Genomic DNA, 23,108 nt, shown 5'->3' on the forward strand with positions numbered 1-23,108 from the left:
GACTAGCTGCCCCTCAGATTGCTCTGCCACGGCGAGACATGGTCCGAGTCGTTGAGCCAATAGAACATCGCCTGCGTCTCCGCGTACTGCCGCTCCGCGATGGTGACGAGGTTCGGGTGCAGGTCGCCCAGCGGCACGTCCTCGAACAGGAATCCCTCACCGGGCTTGGAGCCCCCTCCGCCCCGGACGCGCCGGTCCCGGCTCTGCCACAGCCGCTGCGACGCCTGCCCCGCGCCCTGACCGAAGTCGGCGGGAGGAGCGAGCCGCGTCGGCATCCGGAGCGTCTTCTCTCCGCACGCCCACAGCAGCCACGTCAGCGCGCTCCAGTCGCCCCGGATGACGAGCGTCAGGTCCGCGAGACCCTGCGACAGGTCCAGCGTCTCGTCGATCTCCACCGTGTCGTCCCCGAACTCCATCTCGAACTGCTCCAGCTTCACGGGCCCCGCGCCCAGGAGCGCGGACAGGTCCGGCGGCAGCCATGACACCGGGGCGCCGGGCTTGAATCGCTGGAGCAGCTCCGCGCGCATCGCCTGGAGCCGCGTGGCGTACTTGCGCACCACCTGGTGGACCGACTCCAGCGGTTGCTGGGGCCCGTCGGGGAGGCCGTCGTAGGTGCAGCGCGGTGCCTCCTGGGCGGGCCAGAAGTCGAACTTCGGGAACAGGGCCCGGGCGTAGGTGCTCAGGAACCGGGCGGTGTCCGGCTCCACCGTCGCCAGTTGCTCGGCGTCCTGCCGCACCTGATCCGCAAGCCCCAGGTTCAACAGGATGAGGCCGCGGGTGAACAGGTACGGCTTGCGCTCCGGGGTGAGCAGCATCGCCGCGTGCAGGAAGTCCAGCGCCGCGCGCGGCCGGGCCGTCTGGTCCAACAGGACGGCATAGGCCCGGAGCAGCGTGGAGGCCTCGCCGCCGCGCATGAGGCAGTCCGCCATGGGCGCCCACAGCTGGCCCGCCTCCTCCACCACCGACACCGCCAGCGCGTGGGCGGAGGGTTTGGTGCGGGGCAGGGTGAGCTGCTCCAGCCCTTCCACCAGCGGCTGCACGTCCATCGACGTGGCGCAGGCGCGGGCCGTGGCCAGCAGGGCCTCCCGGTAGCGCTTCTCCGCGCGGGCCTTGCGCGCGAGCTCGCGCCAGCCTTCCGCGCTCCTCGCGAGGTTGGAGAACACCTCCGAGCGCTCCAGCGTCTTCTCGTCTGGCGCCAGCCCCAGGTCGCGGGTGAGCACGACCTGGCGCTGCGCATCCAGCAGCGACCACTCGCCCACGGCGAAGTCCGCCTGGGCCTGGCCCTCCTCGAAGTGGACGCGGAAGTCCGCGTAGGTGTCCTCGGCGCGCGAGCGGTAGAAGCCCTGGCGCCTGCCGTCCTCGTACTCGGCCTCCCAGAGCAGCAGGCCGTGGCGGTCCCAGAACCGCACGAGTCCGTGGCGCTCCCCGTCCGCGTTGAGCGACACGAGCGCCCACTGGTCCAGGTCCTCGCGCAGCTCCGCGCTCTCCGGAAGGTGGGCCGGGCGGGTGGGGTAGGGCTCTCCGGTGGTGGGCACCACGCGCTGACCGGTGCCGTCGAAGTGCATCACCTGCCGCACCTCGCCCTGGTCGTAGAGCATCACCGTCTTCTTCACCTTCTCGCTCACGCCGTTCTCGTGCATGCGCTCGGTGGTGAAGTGCTCGGACGCGAACCAGGTGCGCGGGCCGTGCAGCTGGCCCTTGTCGAAGGTGCCCTCCTGCGACACCTCGCCACTTTCGTGGAAGCGCTTGAACACGCCCTGCGGCGTGCCGTGCTTCATGATGCATTCGTTGCAGAGGGTGCCGTCGGCCCGCCAGAACTTCCACGTGCCGTGCTGCCGGCCCTTGGGGTCCGTGGGCCCGAAGGACCACTCCGCCTCACCCGCGTCCCACGTCGCGCCCTTGGGGACGCCCGCGGGGAGCTTTCCCTCCTCGGTGCGCTTGCGGTTGGCGGCGCGGCGCTTGATCACCTCCACGTCCACCGCCTCCAGCCGGCCCAGCAGCGCGTCCAGGGCGGCGGCGGGCAGCGCGCCGGAGACGCGGTGGACCTCCACGCCGTCCTTGAAGGCGATGAGCGTGGGGATGGATTCGATGTCCAGGGGCTCGGAGAGGGACTCGTGCGCCTCCGTGTCGAGCTTCGCGAACGTGATGTCCGGGAACCGCGATGCCGCCGCCTCGAAGATGGGCGCGAACGCGCGGCAGGGCGCGCACCACGGGGCCCAGAAGTCCACCACGCACACCCCGCCCCGTTGGGTGATTTCCTCGTAATTGTCCGGGGTCAGTTCGACCGGCGCTCCTGCCACGACCACTCCTGCTCAAGGGGAGGCCGGATAAGACGGGCGCCGGGGTCGCGCGTCAACCGGCGCGTCACGGCAGGAGGGAGATCCCTCCGGCCCCGCATGGGCTGGCCGGGGGCGGGCTGGCACCCTGGGGCCTTTTCTTCCTCCTGGAGCCCCCCATGTCCCGGCCTGTCGCCGCTTTCGTGGAAGCCGCCGCCTCTCCGAGGAGGGCTGGGGCTCGCACTGGAGCGACAGGCCAGTCGCAAGATGGATGTGCACCGCGGCTCGCTGGCTGCCGCGAAGGTGACGGGCCGGGGCCGGCCCACCGCTACACGGCGAAGGGCACGTACCGCGCGAGCCTCACCGTGACGGACTGGACGGGTGTCCAGAACACCGACACGCAGGTCCTCACCGTGAAGTGAGCCTGCCTGCACTCCCTCCCTGGAATGGACAATCTGGTCTTAGTTGACAATCTATGATCAGATTGTCAAATAAGACCATATGGCCGTGGACCCGAAGTCACCCTCGAAGGCCCCTGACGACGCGCGGCGGCGCCGGCTGCTGGAGGCGTCGCTCGGGGTCTTCACGCGCTTCGGCTATCGCAAGGCGTCGATGGAGGAGGTGGCCCGGGCGGCGGACGTGTCCCGCCAGGGGCTCTACCTGCACTTCGCGACCAAGGAGGAACTGTTCCGTGCGGCGGTGGAGCATGCGCTCGGCACCCACCTGGAGGCTGCGCTCGCGGCGCTGACGGAGGTCGGACGTCCGCTGGAGGCCCGGCTGGTGGCCGCGCTCGACGAGCGGCTGGGCTGTTACCTCGGACAGATGGGGGGGGACGCCTCGGACCTCATCGAGACCAGTGGTGCCCTCACGGGCACGCTCCTGGCGGACCACGACGCGCGGTTCGAGAAGGCCCTGGCCCGGGCGTTCACCGACTCGCCGTTGATGGCCGTCTACGCATCCGCCGGGCTCACGGCGCCACAGCTCGCGCGGACGCTGCATGCCACCGCGCGCGGCTGGAAGCATACGTGCACCTCGCGCGAGGTCTTCGTCGAGCACATCACCGTCGCGGTGCGGATGCTGTTCGCGCCGCTGCGTCGGGCTCGCTAGCGCACCCGCCGAAAGCCGTTCCCCCAGCACCTGCCGCACGAAAGGCGCATGCCCATGACTGAACCCATTCTCTTTGGCGCCAGATCCACGGCGAACGACGTGCTCGAAGGGCTCGATTTGAAGGGGCGCACCTTCCTGCTCACGGGTTGCAACTCCGGCCTTGGCGCGGAGACGCTGCGGGCGCTCACCTCGCATGGCGGGCATGTCATCGGGCTCGCGCGTTCGCTTGAACAGGCGAGGGAGGCGTGCGCCCGGGCGGGGGGTTCGACGACGCCGGTGGCCTGCGACCTGGGGGATGTGGCCTCGGTCGTCGCCGCGGCGGAGACGGTCCGCGCACTGGGCAGGCCGCTGGATGCCATCATCGCCAACGCGGGGGTGATGGCGCCCGCGAAGCTGGAGCTCCGTTACGGCGTCGAGCAGCAGTTCTTCATCAACCATCTGGCGCATTTCCTGCTCGTGAACCGCCTGGTGGACCTGGTGCCGGAGCGCACGGGTCGCATCGTGGTCGTCAGCAGCGACGCGGGCGTCAATCAGGCGCCGCGCGAAGGCATCCAGTTCGACAACCTGGACGGGCATCGTGGCTACAAGCCGCTCGCCTTCTACGGTCAGTCGAAGCTCGCCAACTCGCTGTTCGCGCGGGAGCTGTCACGACGGCTCGCGGACCGGGGCATCCTCGTCAACTCCCTGCACCCGGGCGCGGTGCGCACCTCGCTCACGCGGAGCATGGGCTTTCCGTTCACCCTCATCATTCCGGTGGCCCGGCTGTTCATGAGGTCCGTGGAGCAGGGCGCGGCGACCCAGACGTTTCTCGCGGCGAACCCCCTGGTGGACGGCATCACGGGGGGCTATTGGGAGGACTGCAAGGTGGCCCAGGGACACCCGCTGCTGGAGGATGCCGCGTTCGCCCAGCGCCTCTGGACGGTCTCCGAGGACCTGCTGCGTCCCCACGTGGGCGCGGTGGGCTGACTCGCCGGGCGTGGCCGGCTGGACAGGACCGGGGCGTGACACACTGGCTGGATGCGGCCCACCCTGGCGGTCATCAACGGCGAGCAGTATTGGCAGTCCTACTTCCCGGAGTGCGACGTGGTCTCCCGGCGGCTCCAGGACTGTGCCTGGGTGCTGCGCGGGGGTGAGCTCTGGTGCATCAACCGCGAGTCGGCCACGCGTCTGGACGGCATACTGTGGAGGGGGGGGGCGCCATCCGTCCGGATCCGAAGCACCGCGCGACGTTGGACCTCATCCGCCTCACTGGGGTGCCCTGCATCAATTCGGCGTCCGTGCTCGCGCGCTGCCACGACCGGCTGTCGATGCTGGCGGAGATGTGCGAGGCGGGACTGCCCGTCATTGATTTCGACGTCGCGATCGGGGACGGCATGCTGCGCCGGTTGGAGCGGCCCGCGCCGTTCGTCGTCAAGGTGGGCAACCACCATGCGGGGCTGGGCAAGGCGCTCGTGCGTACCAACGCGGACTGGCCGGAGGTCGCGGACCTCCTCTTCGCGGCCGACGACTACGCGGCCGTCGAGCCCTTCATCGACTACCAGCGCGACGTGCGCTGCCTCGCGGTCGGCGGGAACATGTGGGCGATGACGCGCGAGGGGGCGGGCTGGAAGGCGAACGTCGACACGCGCAAGCACCACGTCATCGAACCACCCCCGGAACTCGCGGCGCACACTCGCCACGCGATGCAGCACCTGGGCGCCGACATCCTGGGGCTGGACTTCCTCCAGGCGCGGGACGGCAGGTACACGCTGCTCGAGTGCAACGACACGCCGGGCCTCTCCGGCTTCCCGGAGGTGCTGCGCGAAGAGGTGGCCGAGTGCATGCGCAATCGGATGTGGCGGCGGTAGGCGCGCGCCCCGCGGGCTACCGCATGAACTCCATGCGGAAGTGGAACCGGAAACCCGCGGCCCGCAGGGCGTTGAACCGTTCCACCAGACGGTCGTCGTCCCAGACGATGCGCAGGTCCTCGGTGTTGACCCGCTCGGGGTCGATGACGTGGGTGTTGAAGTCCCAGGGATCCACTCCCAGGCACCCGGCGACCTCCAGGATTTGAGCGAGCCGATCGATCTCGAACATCAGGGCCACGATGATCCGAGCGCCTTCACGGGTCTTCTCGAAGAAGCGTTCGCCATAGTCGAGGAATGGCACCAGGCTTCGCTGGAAGCTGCCCGTGGCGATGATGCCCGCCTGCACGTCGCTCCTCGGATATGAGGAAAGATGGCCCGCGGCCTTGAGCGTGGCGCGCACGGTCGCATCCGCGTGTGCGAGGCCAAGGCCCAGCCGCCGCCGCAGGTCCAGCACGGCGGCGATCATTCCTCCGCGCTCGTATTGTTGGAGGACCTCCTCCTGGTCCTGCGCGGAGATCGGGATGGGGGCGAACATGGGCTATCCATTCGGGAGGAAGAAGAACTCGAAGCCCGCTTCCCGCAGGCGCAGGAAGCACTCCACCGGGTGCTGGCCCTCGTGTTCATGGAACCGGCGCAGGCCTTCCAGGTCCGCGCGCCAGGGGTCCAGCGCATGGGTGTTGAAGTCCCACGCCTCGGCCCCCAGGCAATGCGCCAGCTCGCGACTCCGGCTGCTTCCCTCGGGCGCGAGAAAGACCGGGACGACGATGACCGCGCCCTCGCGGGTGGTGTCGTGCCAGGACTCCGGTTGACTGAGGAATGGCAGCAGTTCGCGGCGGAACGCGCCAATGGCCAGCACCTCCCCGTACATTCCCATGCGCCGGAAGATAGCGCGCACGCCACCCGTTGCGCGAAAGAGGCGGCTGCTTCACGCCCGTCGCCGCCGTGAGACTCGGACCCTCAGTCGATCTGCAGCTCGGAGATCTTGTGCGGCTTGTCGCTGATGGCGTCCATGATCTTCCCGATGCCGAAGGTCAGCAGGCCGATGCCCGCGCCCACCGCCATGCCCAGCGGTCCACCAATCGCACCCACCGCCACCGCGCCACCGATGCTGCCCGCGATGCCGATGGCGCCCTTGGCGATCTGCGCCCCGTCGTTGACCTTCGCGCCGTTGACGATGTCGAACACGCCGCCGACCGTGCCGCCCACCGCGCCCAGCACGTTGGCCGCGCCGCCCATGCCCTTGAGGGCGGACAGCGCCTTGCTCCCGGCGCTCGCCGTCGCTCCGACCACCTTGCCGATGCCGCCCATGCCCTTCACCGAGTCCAGCACCGTGCTGGTGACGGCGCCGGCCACCTTCGGGTTCGCCAGCGTCTTCGCCCACGGCATGGCCTTCGCCGCGGGGGCCGTGGTGGTGAGCGCGCCCGCGTTCTTGAAGCCCTTGATGGCCTCCGTGAACGCCTGGCCTCCCGTGTAGAGGTTCAGCGCGCCGTTGGCCGTGTCCGTCACGCCCTTCACGATGTCCGGCATGTTGTTCTCGCGGATGCCCCGCGCCAGCGACATGCCGCCCGCCACCACGCCGGCCACGCCGCCCAGCGCGCTTGCCCCGCCCTGCGCCGCGTTCAGCCCCTTGGAGATCGTGTCCTTGCCCAGGATGGCGGTGGCCTTCTCGGGCAGCCTGCCCGCGTCCTGGCTCAGGCCCTTGAGGACGTTGAGCGCCTGCGCGCCGCCGCTGTTGGCGTACTGGTTCACCGTGCTCGCGGTGGAGATGCTCGCCTGCTCCAGCAGCACCTTGCCGAACGCGTCGTCCTTGAAGTCATCCGGGTTGGAGACGTCGCGCATGTCGCGGCCTTCGGGGCCGGACAGCTGCATCTTCTCGCCGTCCTTGCCCACCTCGTGCACGCCCTTGCGGCCCTCCGCGTCCGTCACCGTGGTGCGCGAGTTGACGAGCTGCGCGCCTTCACTGGAGAGCAGCGACGTGTCCTCCTTGAGGGACGACTCCGTCTTGTTGTCCTTCGTGCGCTTCGTCTCCAGCGACTCCTGCAACTCCAGCCCCGCGCCCGTCGCCTTGCGGCTGCTGTTGTAGTGCTGCTCCTGGTCGGAGCCGTCTGCCTCGCGGCTCTTGGAGTCCATCTTCTCCACCGAGCCGTCCTGGCCAAAGGTGGTGGACGACTCGCCGTTCACCGGCACGCGCTTGGAGGAGTCCTCCTTCTCGAAGGTCTTGCCCTCGAACTTCTCCTTCACCGTGCTGCCCTCGCGCGTCCGCTCCGTCTTGATGGTCGCGTCCGGGTAGCCCTCGATGAAGGTCTGCGAGTCCAGCCGGTCCGGGCCCTTCTGCAAGTCCACCGTCCAGCGCTTCGGCGGGCGGCCCTCGCCCGTCTCGTTCGCGTCCCAGTTCTCCCCGCCGCCCTTGCCGTACTCGTCGCGGACCGTGTTCAGGTCTTCAATCGTGTGCGGCTCCTTGCCGGCGAGGTGCGTGTGGCCGTCCAGCGTGCGGTCCACGTAGGACGTCGCCTTCACGTTGTCCTGGGAGAAGTCCTGCACGCGGCTGTACTGCACGTCGCCCTGATTGCCGTCCTGGCCCGGAGGCGGAATCGAGTAGCTGTACGTGTCCGCGCGGTCCACCGGCTTCTTGAAGTCGAACGGGCCCTTGAGCTTGTTGTCGATCGAGCCTCCGCCGTTCTGCTGGTAGAAGGAGGTCCGGCTGCTCGTCGCGCCGCCGTCGGCCTGCGTGTACTCGTTCGTGATGAGCCGGTCGCCGTCCTTGTTCTTCTCCACGCCCACTTCGTTGCGCGTGTACGTGAGGCCCCGGTCGCGCGTCTTGGAGATGTCACCGAAGGACTTGAGGTCCGCGGTCTCGTTCTTGTCGCCCTTCCACTCGGCGCGCTCCACCAGCGTGCCGCCGTCCGTCTTCATCTCCAGCCGGTCGCGCTTGTGGGTGCCGTCCTCGTAGGTGGCGCTGTCCACCGTCACCGCGCCGTCCTTCTTCGTCGCCACCGAGCGCTCGATGACTTCCTTCTGGTCGTTGACGCGGGTGAGCTCCACCTCGGACTCGGACACGCGCTGGATGTTGCTGCCGGCGGGCACGGGCTCCTTGCCGTCCGCCATGGCGAAGAGCTTGTCGGCCTCCTGCGTGGTCTTCTCGCGCAGCGACGTCTGCGCATCCGCCGTCTCGGTGCGGCGCTCGCCCACGTTCTTCAGGTCCACCGCCTGCTTCGCCTTGTCCTCGCCGGACACCGTCTGACGCTCGGGCGGCGGGCCCTCCACGGCCGGCTTCTCGACGGCGGCCTTCGCGGCGAGGCCGATCCTCAGGCCCGCGATGGCCGGCGCGATCGCCTTCTCACCCAGCACCGGGCCCGCGACCGCCTTCTTCGTCTCGAAGGAGTCACCCACGACGGCCGCCTTCTTCATCTCCACCGGCGCGTTGGCGACCTTCTGGGGCTGGGCCTTCTCGGTGACGACGGGAGGGGTGACGGGGGCGAGGGGCTTGCGGGAGACAGGTGCGAGGGCCATGGGCGCTCCAGAAGGGGGGCTGCGAGTGCTCCGATGCAGGGACCCAGTGCGTCGGACGTGCCAGCCCCGGGCGCACCCTGTCCGTTCCTGTTTCCAGGGGTTTGTCTCCCACATCCACCGCAGGCCCTGATGACAGCACTTGGGTCACTGATGACAGCCGTCACCAGGCAGGCGGGCGGGATGACGCATCGCGGGAGAAGATGCGGGGCGAACCACCGCCGGGGGTAGAGTCCGGCCCGGGTGCACCACCGATGAAAAAGAACGACACCGGCAGGGGCGGAACTGGCACGGGTGCTTCGGACGCCGCGCGCTCGGGCGTGGGAACGGGCCGAGGCACGGGACGGGGCACGGGCACGGGAACCGGAAGGTCCCAGCGCGCCCCCGAGGACGTGCCTCCCGTTCCGCAGGTGGGCCGCTACCTGCTCTTGCGCCGGTTGGGGCAGGGCGGCATGGGCGTGGTGTACGCCGCCTATGATCCGGACCTGGACCGCAAGGTGGCGCTCAAGCTGCTGCACCCGAACCACCAGCGCGAATCCGAGGAGGCTCGCTCCCGGCTGATGCGCGAAGCCCAGGCGATGGCGCGTGTCTCCCATCCCAACGTCATCCCCGTCTTCGACGTGGGCATCTGGGGCGACCAGGTCTTCGTCGCGATGGAGCTGGTGGACGGCGGCACGCTGGGCACGTGGCTGAAGGAATCCAAGCGCTCGTGGAGCGAGGTGCTGGATTACTACCTCCAGGCTGGTCGGGGGCTCCAGGCCGCGCACGACGCGGGGCTCGTGCACCGCGACTTCAAGCCCGCCAACGTGCTGGTGAGTCGCGCGGGCCGCGTCTACGTGACGGACTTCGGCCTGGCGCGACAGGTGGGCGACGCGCCGGAAGCGGCGAACTCTCCGGAGGAAGCGGAGGTCCTCCAATCGGCGGACCGCCGGATGCTGGAGACCACGCTCACGGAGGCGGGCCTCCTCGTGGGTACGCCCAACTACATGTCCCCGGAGCAGTTCAGGGGCACGACGCTGGACGCGCGCACGGACCAGTTCAGCTTCTGCGCCGCGCTCTACGGGGCCCTCTTCGGCGCGCGCCCCTTCGACCCGGGCAGCCTGAAGGCCTACGCGTCCTCCAGCCGGGGCGTGGAGGCGGAAGGCACGCAGTCGCTGGGAGGCACCGCGCCCCTGACGGCCAAGGGCCCCGTCGCGCCGCCGCCCGTGCTCATCCGCGAGCCGCCGCGCGACGTGAAGGTGCCCGCGTGGGTGCGGCAGGCGGTGCTGCGCGGTCTGTCTTTGGACGCGGACGCGCGCTTCGCGTCCATGCGGACCCTGCTGGACGCGCTCTCCCAGGAGCAGCGCCAGGGCCGCAAGAAGCGCTGGGCGTCGGCGGCGGGCGCGATGACCTTCTCGCTGGCGGTGGCCTCGGGCGTGGCGTGGCAGCAGTCCCAGGTGTGCGCGGATGCCGGGGCCCTGATGGACGACGTCTGGACGTCGGATGCGAAGGCGCGGCTGGAGTCCGCCTTCCGCTCCACCGGCAAGCCCTTCGCGGAGGCCATGGCCTTCCGCACCGTGCAGGTGCTGGAGAACTACGCGGGCGCGTGGAAGCAGCAGCGCGTCCAGGCGTGCGAACAGACGCGCGTGCAGGGCGTCGTCGCGGAGGACCAGTTCGACCGGCAGGTGGTGTGCCTGGAGCGGCGGCGCAAGGACCTGCGCTCCACGGTGGAGCTGCTGGCCAGCGCGGACGCCGCGGTGGTGGAGAAGGCCGTGGACGTGGCGCACGCGCTGCCCGCGCTGCACGACTGCGAGGACGTGGGTTCGCTCGCCGAACAGCAGCGCCGGCCGTCCGATCCCGCCCTGCGCGACGAGATTGAACGGCTGGAGGGCAAGCTGTCGGAGGTCCGGGCGCAGGTGGACGCGGGCCGCTACCCCGCGGCGCTCGCGGCGGCGGCGCCCCTGGAGTCCGCGGTGCTGGCCACGAACTTCCTGCCACTGCGCGCGGAGCTGCGCTTCCATCTGGGCTGGCTCAAGGAACAGACGGGGGATTCGCCCGCGGCCTCCCAGCTCCTGTCGCGCGCCGTGTTCGACGCGGAGGCGGGCAGGGCGGACCGGCTGAAGGTCTCCATCCTGAACAAGCTCCTCTATGTGGAGGACGGGCAGAAGCACTTCGACCCGGCGGCGAACTGGGGCTCCCTGGCGGAGGCCACCCTCCAGCGGTTGGGCGGAGAGCCGGTGCTGGAAGCCGACGTGAAGGTGAACCAGGCCAACCTCGCCGCGTCCCAGGACCACCTGGACGAGGCCATCACCCGGCTGGGAGAGGCGCGGGCCCTCTATGAGAAGGCCCTGCCGCCGCAGCACCCCAAGCGCGCGCGGACGCTCTTCCTGCTGGGCCGGATGACGCTCGCGGCCGGCAAGTCGAAGGAAGCGCTGCCGCTGTTGGAGGAGTCGCTCAAGCAGACCGAGGCGGCGGTGGGGCCGCTGCACCCGGACATGGCGCGCCGGCACGGCCTCCTGTCCCTGGCCTTGCGCGAGCTGAAGGAGGACGCCCGGGCGCTGCCCCATGCCCAGGCGACGGCGGACCTCTACAAGGCCCTCCACGGCGCGGACAGCCCCCGGTACGCGGAGGCGCTGGACGAGGTGGGCATGTGCCAGCTCGGGATGAAGCGCTACGACGACGCCCTGAAGACCTACGAGCAGGCGCTGGCGCTCAAGCGCAAGGCGCTGCCCGCGGACGACGAGGCCCTCCAGCCCTCCTATGACGGGGTGGGGCAGGCGCTGCTGGGCCTGGGCCGGGCGCGCGATTCCGTGGAGCCCCTCCAGCAGGCGGTGTCCTTCGCGTCCGCGCCCGCGGATGCGCTGGCGGAGTCGGGCTTCGCGCTGGCCAGGGCGCTGTACCAGACGGGCCGCCCGCCGGAGGCCCGGGGCGAGGCCACCCGCGCCCGGGGTCGCTTCACCGAGGCGGGGATGGAGGAGCGCGTGGGCGAGGTGGACACGTGGCTGAAGTCCCTTCCGGCCGAGCGCACGCCCCCGCCTGCCCGCAAGCCGCCCCGCGCGCGGCGGCGGTGAGGTCGCGCGCACGCGCGGGTGGCAGCCCCGGCGAGGCGTGGTAGCGTCCGCCGCGTGTCGCTGCCAGACGAGGACGAGGCGCTCCTGGATGCCACCGCCACGCTGCAGCGGGGCCGGTCGGGTCAGGTGCGGATGGTGCTGCGGGTCCTGTCGGGCGCGGATGCCGGCAAGACGCACGCGCTCAAACAGGGCACGTACGTGCTGGGCAAGGCGCCCACGTGCGACATCATCCTCTCCGACAAGGCCGTCTCCCGTCAGCACCTGAAGCTGGAGGTGCATGACGAGCACGTGCTCGCGACGGACCTGGGCTCCCACAATGGCTCCTTCGTGGACGGCCTGCGCTTCAGCGCCATGGAGCTGCGCTCGGGCAGTGTCTTCACGCTGGGGACCACCGAGCTGAAGCTGGTGCCGGAGGACACGCGCGACCGCTCGGTGACGCTCTCCTCCAAGGACCGCTTCGGGGCGCTGGTGGGCAACAGCCGCAAGATGCGCGAGGCCTTCACGCTGCTGGAGCGTATGGCCCCCGGCGGCGCCGACGTGCTCATCCACGGCGAGACGGGCACCGGCAAGGACCTGTGCGCGGAGGCCATCCACCATCAGAGCCCTCGCGCCAAGGGCCCCTTCGTCATCGTGGACCTGGCGGGCGTGCCCTCCACGCTCATCGAATCTGAGCTCTTCGGCCACGTGAAGGGCGCCTTCACCGGCGCCCAGGCGGACCGCGCCGGCGCCTTCGAGCGCGCCCAGAACGGCACCGTCTTCCTGGATGAGATTGGAGAGCTGCCCCTGGAACTGCAGCCGCGCCTGTTGCGCGTGCTGGAGCGCCGGCAGGTCAAGCGCGTGGGCGGCAACGACTACTTCACGGTGAACATGCGCGTGGTGGCCGCCTCGCACGTGAACCTGGAGCAGGCCGTCCAGCAGGGGACGTTCCGCCGCGACCTCTTCCACCGGCTCGCCGTGCTGCGCGTCACGCTGCCCGCGCTGCGCGAGCGCCCGGACGACATCCCGTTGCTCGTCGACGCGATGCTCAAGCAGATGGGCCGGCCGCCCAGCGCCCTGTCCGACCAGACCCGCGCGCTCCTCCTCCAGTACCCCTGGCCCGGCAACGTGCGCGAACTGCGCAACGTCGTGGAGCAGGTGGTGAACCTGGGCGAGGAGGCCCTCCCCGACCTGGAAGTGCCCCAGGACGGGCAGCGCAAGGGGGCGGACCTGGACCTGCCCTTCAAGGAAGCCAAGGAGCACCTCATCGAGGTCTTCGAGCGCGATTACTTGAAGAACCTCATCGAGCGCTGCGAGGGAAACATCTCCCGGGCGGCCCGCGAGGCGGACATCGATCGTGTCTACCTTCGGAAACTTCTGCGGAAACACGATCTGGATCCGTCCGGGGACCCTTAACACGGGGCGGCATCCCAGGTAGGATGGCATCCCCCATCCCCCTCCAGGAGCCCTCCCCTTGAGCGTGACCCTTCCCCCCAGCCTCCAGCGTCCCGTCCAGCCTCGAGTGGAGGTGACGCCGTCGAACCAGAAGCCGCAGGCGGCCGCGCAGCAGGCGGAGCTGCCCCAGGCGAAGGTCGTCACCTCGGTGGAGACCGCGCCGACGGCGGTCCAGACCGAGCAGGCCACGGACGCCTTCGCGGCGCAGGAGGCCCTCCAGCAGTTGTCGGGCTGGGCGAGCCGCTTCGCGTCGGGCGCGGGTTCCGCTCCCGAGTCGGATGCGCTGCGCGTGGGCCAGGCCTGCGCTCCCCAGGAAGCGGCGCCGGAGATTGGCGACTGGGAAGACGACGCGTCGGTGGTCCAGCAGACCAATGAGAAGAACTGCGGCGCCGCGGTGGCGGTGATGCTGGGCAACGAGAAGGGCACCGGCAAGACGCAGGGCGCGTCGGACACGGAGAAGATGGACGCGTTGGATTCGCGCTTCACCGACGGCGACGGCACGACGCCCATCGAGCTGTCCAACATGCTCGCGAACCAGGGCGTCAAGGTGACGGAGTCCTCGTCCAAGCTGGACAAGGGCGTCCTGGACAGCGCGCTCGGCCGCGACGGCAAGGCCGCGGTGCTGGTGGACTCCGCCAAGGTGGACCCCAAGGCGAAGGGCGGAGAGAAGGGCCAGGCGCACTGGGTCACCGTCGAAGGCAAGGACGACCAGGGCCGCTACAAGGTGAAGGACCCGAGCACCGGCAAGAGCGTCAAGATGGACGCCGACAAGCTGTCGGATGCCGTGGACACGAGCCTGCGCGAGCACAAGACGGGCGGCATGGTCATCGTCGAGGGCGCCAATGGCGCTTCCGAGTCGGACATCGTGGGGGAGAGCAACGCCAAGGTGGCGTCGCTCGCCAACGAAGAGGGCGGTGGCTCCCGAGCCATGGCCAACTTCGGCCGCGAATCCTCCTAAGGACTCCCGCCTCCCATGGCCCTGCCCCGGTTCATCCGCCACGGTCCGCTGCGCGTCGCCCTGCCTGAAGGCTGGTTCGACGCCAGCCACATCGTGGCGGTGGGGCCGGAGGAGGACGGCTTCCGCGCGAACCTCGTGGTGTCGCTGGAGCCCGTGGGGGCGGCTGAGACGCTGGAGCAGTTCGCCGCGCGCATGCTGGAAGGCGTGCGCGGGGCGCAGGACTTCCGCCAGGTGTCGCAGCAGAAGGCCACGCTCGGCGCCAACGCGGGCGTGCTGCGCGAGTACACCTTCCGGATGGAGTCGCTGACGCTCGCGCAGCTCCAGTTCTACGTGCTGCGCGAACAGGTGGGCTTCACCTTCACGTACACCCAGCTGGCGGACCGGCTGGCCACGACGCGCCACGAGGCGGAGTCGCTGCTCGCGTCGGTGACGTTGGATTCGATGGCGGAGCTCGCGCTGCGTCCCACGCACTTCCGCGCCTGAGTCCCGCCGGGCTTCCCTTCAGACGACCAGGTGCTCCACGACGCGCAGCCGCAAGAGCTGGCGCGCCAGCTCCTGCACCTGCTCCACCTCTTGCTGGCCCAGGGCCTTGCGCAGCGCGAGCTTCATGTCCGTGGACGCGCGCAGCAGCAGGGTGCGCAGCTGGGCATTGCTGAGCAGGGGGTTGAGGCGCCGCAGGTGGCCCACCAGCGCCCCCAGTTGGGCCAGGGACAGGCCGGCGACCATCACCTGCGTGGTGGAGCCCTCGTCCGGGCTCTGGCTGATGGCCAGCATCCACGGGGACAGGAGCAGGGAGCGGGTGTAGTCCCGCCCGTACGTCAGGCCCAGCCGCGCGCACTCCTCCACCATCGGGCCGGTGTCGTGGCCGGAGATGACGGGCTGGATGCGGGCGGCCTCGTACTTCTGGAGCACCTCGTCGTAGCTCTTGCGCACCTCGAGGCCCTGGGGGCTGCGCTGGAACTCCGTGAAGGCCTCGTGCACCTCGCGCCGCAGCGACTGGAGCAGCGTGGCGTCGTCCGCGACCGGGGACTCGCCCAGCACCAGGGCCAGGTACTGCCGGTCCTCGGGGACCGCGTTCGCGGACTTCCACCACTCCTGGGCGACGGAGCTTTCGCTCAGCACCACGGGCAGGGTGACGACGCCCTGGCGGCCGGGATTGGCGAGGAAGTTCGTGAGCTTCATCACCACTTCGGACAGCCCTCGGAACTGCCGGTTGAGCAGCGCCAGGCGCAGCTTCGCGCGGCCCTCCGCTGCTTCCTTCGCGGCGTTGGAGGACTGCCCGTCGGTGGCGGTGCGCTCGCGGGGGGAGCCGGAAGTCGGGGTGGGGAGCTGTCGCGCCAGCGAGGGGGCGACGTCCATCTGGGGGGCCAACTGCTGGGGCTGTGGCGCCACCGCCGGAGTGGGGACGGGCGGCTTCTCCACCATGCCCCCGAACCCGGCCGCTCCAGCGCCGCGCTGGGTGCTGGGGGCCATCCCGTCCTTCTGCTGGGAGCCCTTCGCGGCCTCTCCGCCACCGCCGCGTCCGGCTTCCGCGGAACGGGCGGACGTTCCCTCCTGGCCGGGGGACTCCTGGGCGCCGCCCTTGGCGGAGGTGCCCTTCGCCGAAGCGCCCTTGGCCGCGCCGCCCTTCGCGGTGGCCTTGCCGGAGGATTTGCCCTCGGAGGGCTTCGCCTTCTCGCCCGGTCCTTCCTCCTTGAGACCTCGAGCGGGCAATCCCGGTCGCGGGAGGTTGGGAGGAAGGCGGACGCTCATGGGACGGTGCCTCTAGGGGGAGGGACTCAGGCCAGGTTCTTCATGTGCACGACGAGGTTGCTGTCGTTGCTGCCCAGCGTGCTCGCGTCGTCGGTGGGGATGACGTAGCCCTGGTCCGCGCCAACGTGCTTGCGGAAGAAGTCTACCACCTCCGAATCCTGCACGTTGGACGTGGTGCTCTTCTTGATGCCGTACGCCTGCCCGTCCGTACCCTTGGCCTTCACGGAGTCCGGGGCGGAATCCAGCAGGTTCTTCATCGTGCCCGACAGACGGCCGCCGCTCTCCGGCTGCATCGTCATGGAGGCGTTGTGACCCTCGATGTAGCTGACGTCGTAGTAGGTGTTCCCGTGCCCGCCGTCGAACTTCACTTCACCGAGCGTCGCGTTCTTGCCGTCGCCGGCGTCGCTGCGGAAGTTGCCGGACCAGCCGTCCGGGAACTGCACCGTCTTGGTCTCGCCCGGCTTGAGGGTGACGGAGTCCACGGCCTTGTCGCCCGCGTTGGGGGTGAAGTTCACCTTCATCGGCGTGGTGCCGTCGTTGACCAGGGTCATGGTGTTCTTGCCCTTCGACGCGCCCTGGGACTGCGAAGCGCCCTGGGGGCCCGCGACGGCCGGCTCCTTCTGCGCGGCGGGCGCCGCGGTCTGCACCGGCGCCGGGGCGGAAGCGTTCGCGGCGGCCTTCTGCTGGAGCTGCGGCTGCTCCGCGTCCACGGAAGGCTGCTCACCGCCGAAGGACGCGCCCTCGCCGCCCAGGTCCGGCACGCCGCCGTCGAAGGAAGCGCCTTCGCCGCCCAGGTCCGGCACGCCGCCGCCGTCGAAGGAGTCCGCGCCCAGGCCCATCTGGCCGCCATTCGGCCCGACGACGCCCGTGTTGCCGCTGGCACCCTGGGGGCCCGGGAGTCCGCTCTGCTGGCCGCCAATGCCCTCGCCGCCGAGGATCTTCGACAGCTCCCCCAGCACCTGGAGCGCGAGCATCTGGCCCAGCTTCTCCATGCCGCCCTTGGCCGCTCCGCCCACCGAGTCGAAGCCGTCCTGCTGCAGCAGGCCTTGCAGCGCGCCGCCCAGCCCCGCGCCGCCCTTCAGCGAATCCGCCGCGCCCGTCGAGGACCGCTGGACGGGAGACGCCAGCTCGGGGGCCTGGGTGCGCGTGAGGGAGGGGCTGGGAACGGACGACTTGGAGAGGGGGGAGATCGCCATGGCGGTGTTCCTCGAAGAGTGAAGCGGGTCGGCGTGGGAGCCGACCGCGTCGGCTGATGTGGGGGGCTAGAGCAGGAGCCGTGCCAGCGCCCACCCGAACTCACCTGTCGCGCCAGGTGCCTGGAATTGCTGGTGAAGTCCTGCGGGAGTGCGTCCAGGCGGAAGGGCCTGGAGGCCCGCGCCCTGATGACTGCCGTTGGTCCCTGATGACTGGCGTCATCAGGCAGGAGCCCCCAGGAACAGACGCGGGCTCCCACCGTGGAGGTGGAAGCCCGGGTCGTGGGGGGCGGGGGCTGTCTACCGGGGCGGATTGACGACCAGATAGGTGACGTCGCTGCCGGAGTAGCGGGGCTGGTACCAGGTGCCGCCGCAGTTCTGGTACGCCACGTTGTTGATGACGGTGGTGGAGCACGACGGTGGAATCGAGCGCACCACGGAGCCGACCGCGACCGCGGTGACCGTGGCCGCCGCCGCCACCCCGGCCGCCGCCGCGACGGGATGGTCGTAGTGGTCGTTGTCGACGTGGACATCGACATCGCGGTGCGCGTCGACATTCCGGTTCACGTCCACATTGCGGTTCACGTCCACATTGCGGTTCACGTCCACGTCGCGGTGGACGTTCCCGTTCACGCTGGTCCGCGTGGCGGAGGTGCGCACGTAGGCCCCGGCGCTCCCGGCGAACATCCCGAGCGTGGCGACGAGTGCGAAGGCTTGGAGGCTCTTGAGATGGCGCATGGCTAACGGCTCCTGCTGGGGGTGTTCCGGCCGGCCCGCGTCCGGGTGTCCTCGAAAGCGATCCGGTGGGCGTCCTTCGGAGGGACGAAGTCGAACAAGGCGTCCTCGAATCGAGGCTTCAGGTTCCAGTCCAGCGTCGCGACGTGTTGAGGTTGCGACGGCTCCTGGGAACTGGTGACCACGAGCTTCCTCGGTACGGGCCGGTCTCCCTTCTCAATCCAGACCTGCCAGTCCACGTCTCCCTGCCGGAAGGCATACTGGTCCGTGGCCACGCCTTCGACAGTGGCCGGCCCCACGTAGAGGGCGGACTTGAGCTTCTTGACGCTGCCCTTGTCGGTGCCCCAGTAGAAGAGATCGACGAGCGGCAGCTCGACGCCGTAGCGCTGCTCGGCGGCCTCCAGGGTCTTCGCCAGGGTCGGAGGCGCATCGAACGACGCGTAGTAGCCGGAGCCCGGTCCATTCACCGTGAAGCGCTTGCCGTCATAGAAATACTGGCGCTGTTTCAGGTCGGACGCACTGTCGACGCGGAGGCGGTCCGGGCGCCGCGCGCGGATGTCGGCCGTGCCCGAGACCTGGACTTTCTGTCCATTGTCGAGGAGCTCATCCGTGGTCGTCTTCGCGGTGACCTCGAACGTCTGCTGGCCACGAAGGAAGGCCCCCATCCGCTCGAGCGCGGCGACGGCCTGGGGTTCGACCGCCGGGGCCGTCTGGGAGCTCTTCGCGGCGGGGGCCGTCGCGGCGAGCGCTGGCGGACCCCAGCCCAACACGCTGCCAGCACAGAGCCCCCACACCGCCAACCGCTTCCATCGACGCCTGTCATTCATGTCCGGTCGCAAGGCTGTCCCCCATTTTTCGAAAGCCGACAATCCATCCGACCTTCGCAACATGGAGACGCTGGACCCAGGTGCAAGGACAGACACGCGCGGGCGGCCGAAGGACTCAGCCCCTGCCCTGGTGCACGGAGAACAAAAGAAAAAGGCCCCCCTCCGCATGGGAGAGGGGCCGGAAGACTTCAGTGCCCTACGGTCAGACCCTTCGGACGGTGGCCGATCGAATGGCCCGGAGGACCAATAGCAGCACCACCGCTCCAATGAAGGCCACGAAGATGGTGCCCGCGAGTCCGCCGAACGGAGCACTCGTGCCGAGCGCCCGGAAGATGAAGCCGCCCAGGAACGCACCGACCACGCCTACCACGATGTCGCCCACCACGCCGTAACCGCCCCCCACCACCGCGGACGCGAGCCACCCGGCGATGAGGCCAATGACCGCCCACAACAGGATTGCTTCCAAGCCCATGTCGTTCCCCCTTCGCAAATGGACGGAAACAACATGGGCACGATGCCTCCAGGATGCTTGCCCCACCCCCAAGGACGATGCCTCCCCGACCGGAGGGCCTGACTTCCAGGCTCTGCACCGTTCAGCAGCGGACGCGCGCTGGTTTCAGGAGAAACAACGCGGGGCAAAACGCCCCATTTTGACGGGGGGCGCGCGCTCTGTTGGCATCTGGTGAACACCGTGCCGCCAAGGCGGTAAGGAGTTCGTCGTGTCCATGAAGCGCATCTTTGAATCCGCTGAAGCGCCGTTGTGTTTCGACCGTGAGTCCTACCGGTGCCGCCACACGTTGCTGGGACATCCGGCGTTGGAACTGGAGAACCTGGCGGGGGTGGCGCAGCGACTGCCCGCCGACAACGTGTTCTTCAGCTCCGGCCTGCTGCCCAAGGACGCGGACTTCGACCGCGCGCACGTGGACCACCGCACCGGGCTGTCGCTGAAGGACACGGTGGAGAACATGATGACGAGCAATTCGTACATCATGCTTCGCGCGCCGGAGCAGGACCCCAGCTTCAAGGAGTTGTTCCATTCGCTGCTCGCGGAGGTGGAGTCGCTGATGCAGGCGCAGGGCGTGGGCCACACCGCCGTGGATCCGATGCTCTACCTGTTCATCGCCTCCCCCGGCAGCGTCACGCCCTTCCACCTGGATCGCTACTCCACGCTGTTGATGCAGTTCCGGGGGCGCAAGGCGGTGCACGTTTCTCCGGCGTGGGATGAGCAGGTGGTGCCCGCGCGCGACCTGGAGTCGTTCGTCGTGCGCTCCGGCTCGCGGGTGAGCTACCGGGACACCTTCGACGCGACGGCGACGCGCTACGAGTTCGGCCCTGGCGACGCGCTGCACATCCCCTTCGTGGCGCCGCACTACGTGAAGAACGGCCTGGAGGACGTCTCCGTGTCGCTCTCCATCATCTTCAACACGCGTGAGACGGCCCGCCACCTGCGCGCGCTGCGAGCCAACCACGCGCTGCGCACGCGCCTGGGACGCGTGGGCTACCGGCCCGTGCCGGTGAACCGCTTCCTGCCGTTGGACCACATGAAGAGCGGCGTGGAGCGCGTGGTCCGCCGGGCGCGCCGGCTGCTCCCCGCCTGATTCCCCCGGGGTCCACGAGGCGTACAGACAGTGTCCGTGCGCCTCCACCTGCGTCTCGGCAGGGCTCCGCCTATCGTGTGAGCCATGGCCCACGACGCGTTCATCACCAGCCTGGGGAAGTTCCTCCCCGGCGAACCCATTTCCAACGACGAGATGGAGGACTACCTCGGCAGGGTGCGGGGCAGTCCTTCGCGCGCGCGCAGCCGCGTGCTCTCCCAGAACGGCATCACCCACCGCCACTACGCCATCGACCGCGAGCAGAAGACGCTCTTTCGCAACTGGGACCTGGCGGTCCATGCCATCCATGACGCGCTGTCGCGCTCGCCCATCACGCTGAATGAGATGGACCTGCTCGTCACCGGCAGCACGCAGGGGGACCTGGTGCTGCCCGGCTTCGCCAGCCAGGTGCACCGGGCGCTCGGAGGCCCCGCGTGTGAGATCGCGTCCCTGCACGGCATCTGTTCCAGCGGCATGCAGGCCCTGCGCATGGCGTCGCTCCAGGTGGCCGCCGGGGTGTCGAAGCGGGCGGTGGTCTGCGCCAGCGAGCTGGTCAGCCGCCTCATCAAGGCCAGCCACTACGAGGAGGTCGCCGGAGACGGGCCGGTTCCCTTCGACGCGGAGTTCCTGCGCTGGATGCTGTCCGACGGCGCGGGCGCGGCGGTGGTGCAGGACAGACCGCATCCGACGCGCCTGTCCCTCAAGGTGGAGTGGATGGACATCCGCTCGCATGCGAACCGGCACGAGCTGGGCATGTACGTGGGCGCCAACCGCGCGCCGGACGGCGGCTTCGGTCCCAGTTGGCTGGACGCGCCCGACGTCACGCAGGCCGCGGCCCAGGGCTTCTTCAACATCAAGCAGGACATCCGCCGGCTGGAGTCGCTGGTGGCGTTGGGCGTGGACGGCTTCTTCGCGCTGATGGACCAGGGGCGCATCAAGCCGGAGGAGCTGGACTGGTTCTGCATCCACTACTCGTCCCACTACTTCAAGCAGCCCATCGTGAAGCTGCTGGAGAAGGGCGGCGTGCGCATCCCGGAGGAGCGCTGGTTCACCAACCTCTCCACGCGTGGCAACACCGGCTGCGCGTCCATCTTCCTCATGCTGGAGGAACTGGTGAACGAGGGGAAGGCCCGCCCGGGCCAGCGCATCTTCTGCATGGTGCCGGAGAGCGGCGGCTTCATCGCCTGCTACGCCATGCTCACCGTCGTGGGGCCGGAGCGCGCGGCGCCCGAGGTCGGTCTCCCGGCCGCACTGCCGGAGCCGGGTCCGCTGCCGCTCACCCCGAAGGTGGACGGCGATCCCTTGCGCGAGAAGCTCGTGCGCGAGCTGACGCACGTCTGGGTGGACTTCGAATCCAGCCTGAATCAGGTGCCCCTGTTGTCGAAGCTGAACCGCGGCGTCTTCACCGTGGAGGACTACCAATCGCTGCTCATCAACCTGCGCCAGCAGGTGGTGGAGGGCTCGCGGTGGATTGCCCGCGCGGCGTCCAGCATCACGGCGGACCACCTCGCGCTGCGCTCGTCCTTCATCCACCACGCCCGGGACGAACACCGGGACTACGAGATGCTGGAGCGGCACTACGTGTCGGTGGGCGGCTTCAAGGAGGCCATCACCCGCGCGCCGAAGAACATTGGCAGCGAGGCGCTGTCCGCGTGGATGTTCCAGCGCGCGAGCCAGGAGAACCCGTTCGACCTGCTGGGCGCGATGTTCATCATCGAGGGCCTGGGCAACCGGGTGGCGCGCCGCTGGGGCTCGGCCATCAAGGACCAGCTGGGCCTGACGGACGACCAGGTGCGCTTCTTCCTGTACCACGGGGACAATGACGCCACGCACCTGGACCGGCTGGACGGAGCGCTGGCCTCCGGCATCCTCACGCCGGAGCTGGCGGAGCGCATCGTGAAGACGGCGAAGGTGACGGCGCGGCTGTACCGGTTGCAGTTGGAGGAGCTTGGCAATGTCTGAGCCCCTGCACCCGCTGTGGCTGGTTCCGTTCTGCGCGGGTTACTTCCTGCTCGCGGGGCTGGCCATCAACGTCGCCTACCACCGGGTGTTGTCGCACCGCTCGTTGAAGTTGAACCGGTGGTTGGAGCGGCTGTTCGTCACGGTGGGGTTGCCGGCGGGGACGCCCATCCAGTGGGCGGGCAATCACCGCTGGCACCATTCGCACACGGACGTGCCGGGGGACCCGCACTCGCCCGTGCTGGACGGGTTCTGGTGGGCGCACGTGGGCTGGTACATCGGCTCGCGCAACCCGGTGGTGTGCTTCCTGTACTCCGTCGCGGGGCCGCTGCGGGTGCTCTATGACGGGTGGCACCGGCCGCGCAGCAACCTGCAATACAACCACCTGGCGAAGGATGTGGCGGCGGACCCCTGGTACGCCTTCGTGAGCCGGCCCGGACCGTATGCGGTCCTCTGCCTGCTCCACGTGCTGGCCCTGGTGGGAGGCGGCTGGGCGCTCTTCGGGCCGGTGGGGGTGGCGGCGGCCTGGGGCATGCTGGTGGTCATCTTCAACCTGGGGGACGCCATCGACAGCGTGGCGCACCTCTGGGGCGAGCGTCCGTACGCGGAGGTGCACCAGGCGCGCAACGGCGTGTTCATGGGGTGGTTCACGCTGGGCGAGGGGTGGCATGCGAACCACCACAGCTTCCCGTCGAGCGCGCGGCACGGATTGTTGCCAGGACAGTTCGACTTCATCTGGCACGTGCTGCGATTGTTCGAGCGGCTGGGGCTTGCCAGCGACCTGCGCGTTCCGGCTCCGGCGGACATCGAAGCGCGCATGCACCGACCGGCGCCGTCGGGTCCCATTTCCGTCCCCCTGTCCCGGTGAGCC

The 23,108-nt window shown here is 69.7% G+C and carries 20 protein-coding genes; 11 read left to right on the forward strand and 9 right to left on the reverse strand.

Translation table 11 applies throughout. The features are described from left to right. Positions 1 to 2: 2 nt before the first annotated feature. The gene (locus OV208_RS26290) at positions 3 to 2,300 is read right to left on the reverse strand and encodes a thioredoxin domain-containing protein (RefSeq protein ID WP_267576647.1); all 2,298 of its coding nucleotides are present in this window, start codon (positions 2,298 to 2,300) and stop codon (positions 3 to 5) included. Between the two features lie 155 nt (positions 2,301 to 2,455). On the opposite strand from OV208_RS26290, the gene OV208_RS26295 reads away from it, so the two are divergent. The 4 genes from OV208_RS26295 to OV208_RS26310 all read left to right on the forward strand — a co-directional run bounded on the left by OV208_RS26295 (position 2,456) and on the right by OV208_RS26310 (position 5,230). Next, positions 2,456 to 2,698, forward strand: a complete 243-nt coding sequence (locus OV208_RS26295) for a PKD domain-containing protein (RefSeq protein ID WP_267576648.1) — start codon at positions 2,456 to 2,458, stop codon at positions 2,696 to 2,698. A 79-nt stretch (positions 2,699 to 2,777) separates the two neighbouring features. Further along, on the forward strand, positions 2,778 to 3,383 hold the full coding sequence (locus OV208_RS26300) for a TetR/AcrR family transcriptional regulator (RefSeq protein WP_267576649.1): 606 nt from the start codon (positions 2,778 to 2,780) through the stop codon (positions 3,381 to 3,383). 54 nt (positions 3,384 to 3,437) lie between these two features. After that, positions 3,438 to 4,349 carry an SDR family NAD(P)-dependent oxidoreductase gene (locus OV208_RS26305; protein WP_267576650.1) on the forward strand — a complete coding sequence of 304 codons (912 nt, stop codon included), beginning with the start codon at positions 3,438 to 3,440 and terminating at the stop codon, positions 4,347 to 4,349. 215 nt (positions 4,350 to 4,564) lie between these two features. Then, positions 4,565 to 5,230 (forward strand): ATP-grasp domain-containing protein, encoded by a 666-nt coding sequence (locus OV208_RS26310; RefSeq protein WP_267576651.1) that lies wholly within the window; start codon positions 4,565 to 4,567, stop codon positions 5,228 to 5,230. Positions 5,231 to 5,246: 16 nt separating this feature from the next. Here the strand turns inward: OV208_RS26310 and OV208_RS26315 are convergent, their stop codons facing one another. From OV208_RS26315 to OV208_RS26325, 3 genes are all read right to left on the reverse strand, one after another. Then, complete coding sequence (locus OV208_RS26315) at positions 5,247 to 5,765, reverse strand: hypothetical protein (RefSeq protein ID WP_267576652.1); 519 nt, start codon at positions 5,763 to 5,765, stop codon at positions 5,247 to 5,249. Between the two features lie 3 nt (positions 5,766 to 5,768). Continuing rightward, the gene (locus OV208_RS26320) at positions 5,769 to 6,125 is read right to left on the reverse strand and encodes a hypothetical protein (protein WP_267576653.1); all 357 of its coding nucleotides are present in this window, start codon (positions 6,123 to 6,125) and stop codon (positions 5,769 to 5,771) included. Between the two features lie 62 nt (positions 6,126 to 6,187). Continuing rightward, positions 6,188 to 8,740: a hypothetical protein gene (locus OV208_RS26325; RefSeq protein WP_267576654.1), complete on the reverse strand. Its 2,553-nt coding sequence runs from the start codon at positions 8,738 to 8,740 to the stop codon at positions 6,188 to 6,190. A gap of 251 nt (positions 8,741 to 8,991) precedes the next feature. Between OV208_RS26325 and OV208_RS26330 the strand changes: the two genes are divergently transcribed. The 4 genes from OV208_RS26330 (at position 8,992) to OV208_RS26345 (ending at position 14,659) form a co-directional block, all read left to right on the forward strand. Beyond that, positions 8,992 to 11,787, forward strand: a complete 2,796-nt coding sequence (locus tag OV208_RS26330) for a serine/threonine-protein kinase (RefSeq protein ID WP_267576655.1) — start codon at positions 8,992 to 8,994, stop codon at positions 11,785 to 11,787. A 132-nt stretch (positions 11,788 to 11,919) separates the two neighbouring features. Continuing rightward, positions 11,920 to 13,179, forward strand: a complete 1,260-nt coding sequence (locus OV208_RS26335; protein WP_420715053.1) for a sigma 54-interacting transcriptional regulator — start codon at positions 11,920 to 11,922, stop codon at positions 13,177 to 13,179. Between the two features lie 58 nt (positions 13,180 to 13,237). Continuing rightward, positions 13,238 to 14,176, forward strand: coding sequence for a hypothetical protein (locus tag OV208_RS26340; RefSeq protein WP_267576657.1), 939 nt, complete (start codon positions 13,238 to 13,240; stop codon positions 14,174 to 14,176). A 15-nt stretch (positions 14,177 to 14,191) separates the two neighbouring features. Then, positions 14,192 to 14,659, forward strand: a complete 468-nt coding sequence (locus tag OV208_RS26345) for a DcrB-related protein (RefSeq protein WP_267576658.1) — start codon at positions 14,192 to 14,194, stop codon at positions 14,657 to 14,659. A gap of 18 nt (positions 14,660 to 14,677) precedes the next feature. Here OV208_RS26345 and OV208_RS26350 read toward each other — a convergent pair whose 3' ends face one another. From OV208_RS26350 to OV208_RS26370, 5 genes are all read right to left on the reverse strand, one after another. Further along, positions 14,678 to 15,928: a hypothetical protein gene (locus tag OV208_RS26350; RefSeq protein ID WP_267576659.1), complete on the reverse strand. Its 1,251-nt coding sequence runs from the start codon at positions 15,926 to 15,928 to the stop codon at positions 14,678 to 14,680. A gap of 26 nt (positions 15,929 to 15,954) precedes the next feature. Beyond that, positions 15,955 to 17,124 carry a hypothetical protein gene (locus OV208_RS26355; protein WP_267576660.1) on the reverse strand — a complete coding sequence of 390 codons (1,170 nt, stop codon included), beginning with the start codon at positions 17,122 to 17,124 and terminating at the stop codon, positions 15,955 to 15,957. A gap of 297 nt (positions 17,125 to 17,421) precedes the next feature. Further along, a complete protein-coding gene (locus OV208_RS26360; protein WP_267576661.1) occupies positions 17,422 to 17,859 on the reverse strand; it encodes a hypothetical protein in 438 nt (145 codons plus the stop codon). Between the two features lie 2 nt (positions 17,860 to 17,861). Beyond that, the gene (locus tag OV208_RS26365) at positions 17,862 to 18,683 is read right to left on the reverse strand and encodes a DUF2092 domain-containing protein (RefSeq protein ID WP_267576662.1); all 822 of its coding nucleotides are present in this window, start codon (positions 18,681 to 18,683) and stop codon (positions 17,862 to 17,864) included. Positions 18,684 to 18,885: 202 nt separating this feature from the next. Further along, a complete protein-coding gene (locus OV208_RS26370; RefSeq protein ID WP_267576663.1) occupies positions 18,886 to 19,155 on the reverse strand; it encodes a GlsB/YeaQ/YmgE family stress response membrane protein in 270 nt (89 codons plus the stop codon). Positions 19,156 to 19,408: 253 nt separating this feature from the next. Here OV208_RS26370 and OV208_RS26375 point away from each other — a divergent pair, with 253 nt between their 5' ends. From OV208_RS26375 to OV208_RS26385, 3 genes are all read left to right on the forward strand, one after another. After that, positions 19,409 to 20,281, forward strand: coding sequence for a cupin-like domain-containing protein (locus OV208_RS26375; RefSeq protein WP_267576664.1), 873 nt, complete (start codon positions 19,409 to 19,411; stop codon positions 20,279 to 20,281). Positions 20,282 to 20,365: 84 nt separating this feature from the next. Continuing rightward, positions 20,366 to 22,240, forward strand: coding sequence for a 3-oxoacyl-[acyl-carrier-protein] synthase III C-terminal domain-containing protein (locus OV208_RS26380; RefSeq protein WP_267576665.1), 1,875 nt, complete (start codon positions 20,366 to 20,368; stop codon positions 22,238 to 22,240). Continuing rightward, positions 22,233 to 23,105 carry an acyl-CoA desaturase gene (locus OV208_RS26385; protein ID WP_267576666.1) on the forward strand — a complete coding sequence of 291 codons (873 nt, stop codon included), beginning with the start codon at positions 22,233 to 22,235 and terminating at the stop codon, positions 23,103 to 23,105. Before OV208_RS26380 ends, OV208_RS26385 begins: the two co-directional genes overlap by 8 nt. Positions 23,106 to 23,108: the final 3 nt, after the last annotated feature.

The sequence above is a fragment of the Corallococcus sp. bb12-1 genome (assembly GCF_026626765.1).
GTDB classification, from domain to species: Bacteria; Myxococcota; Myxococcia; order Myxococcales; family Myxococcaceae; genus Corallococcus; species Corallococcus terminator.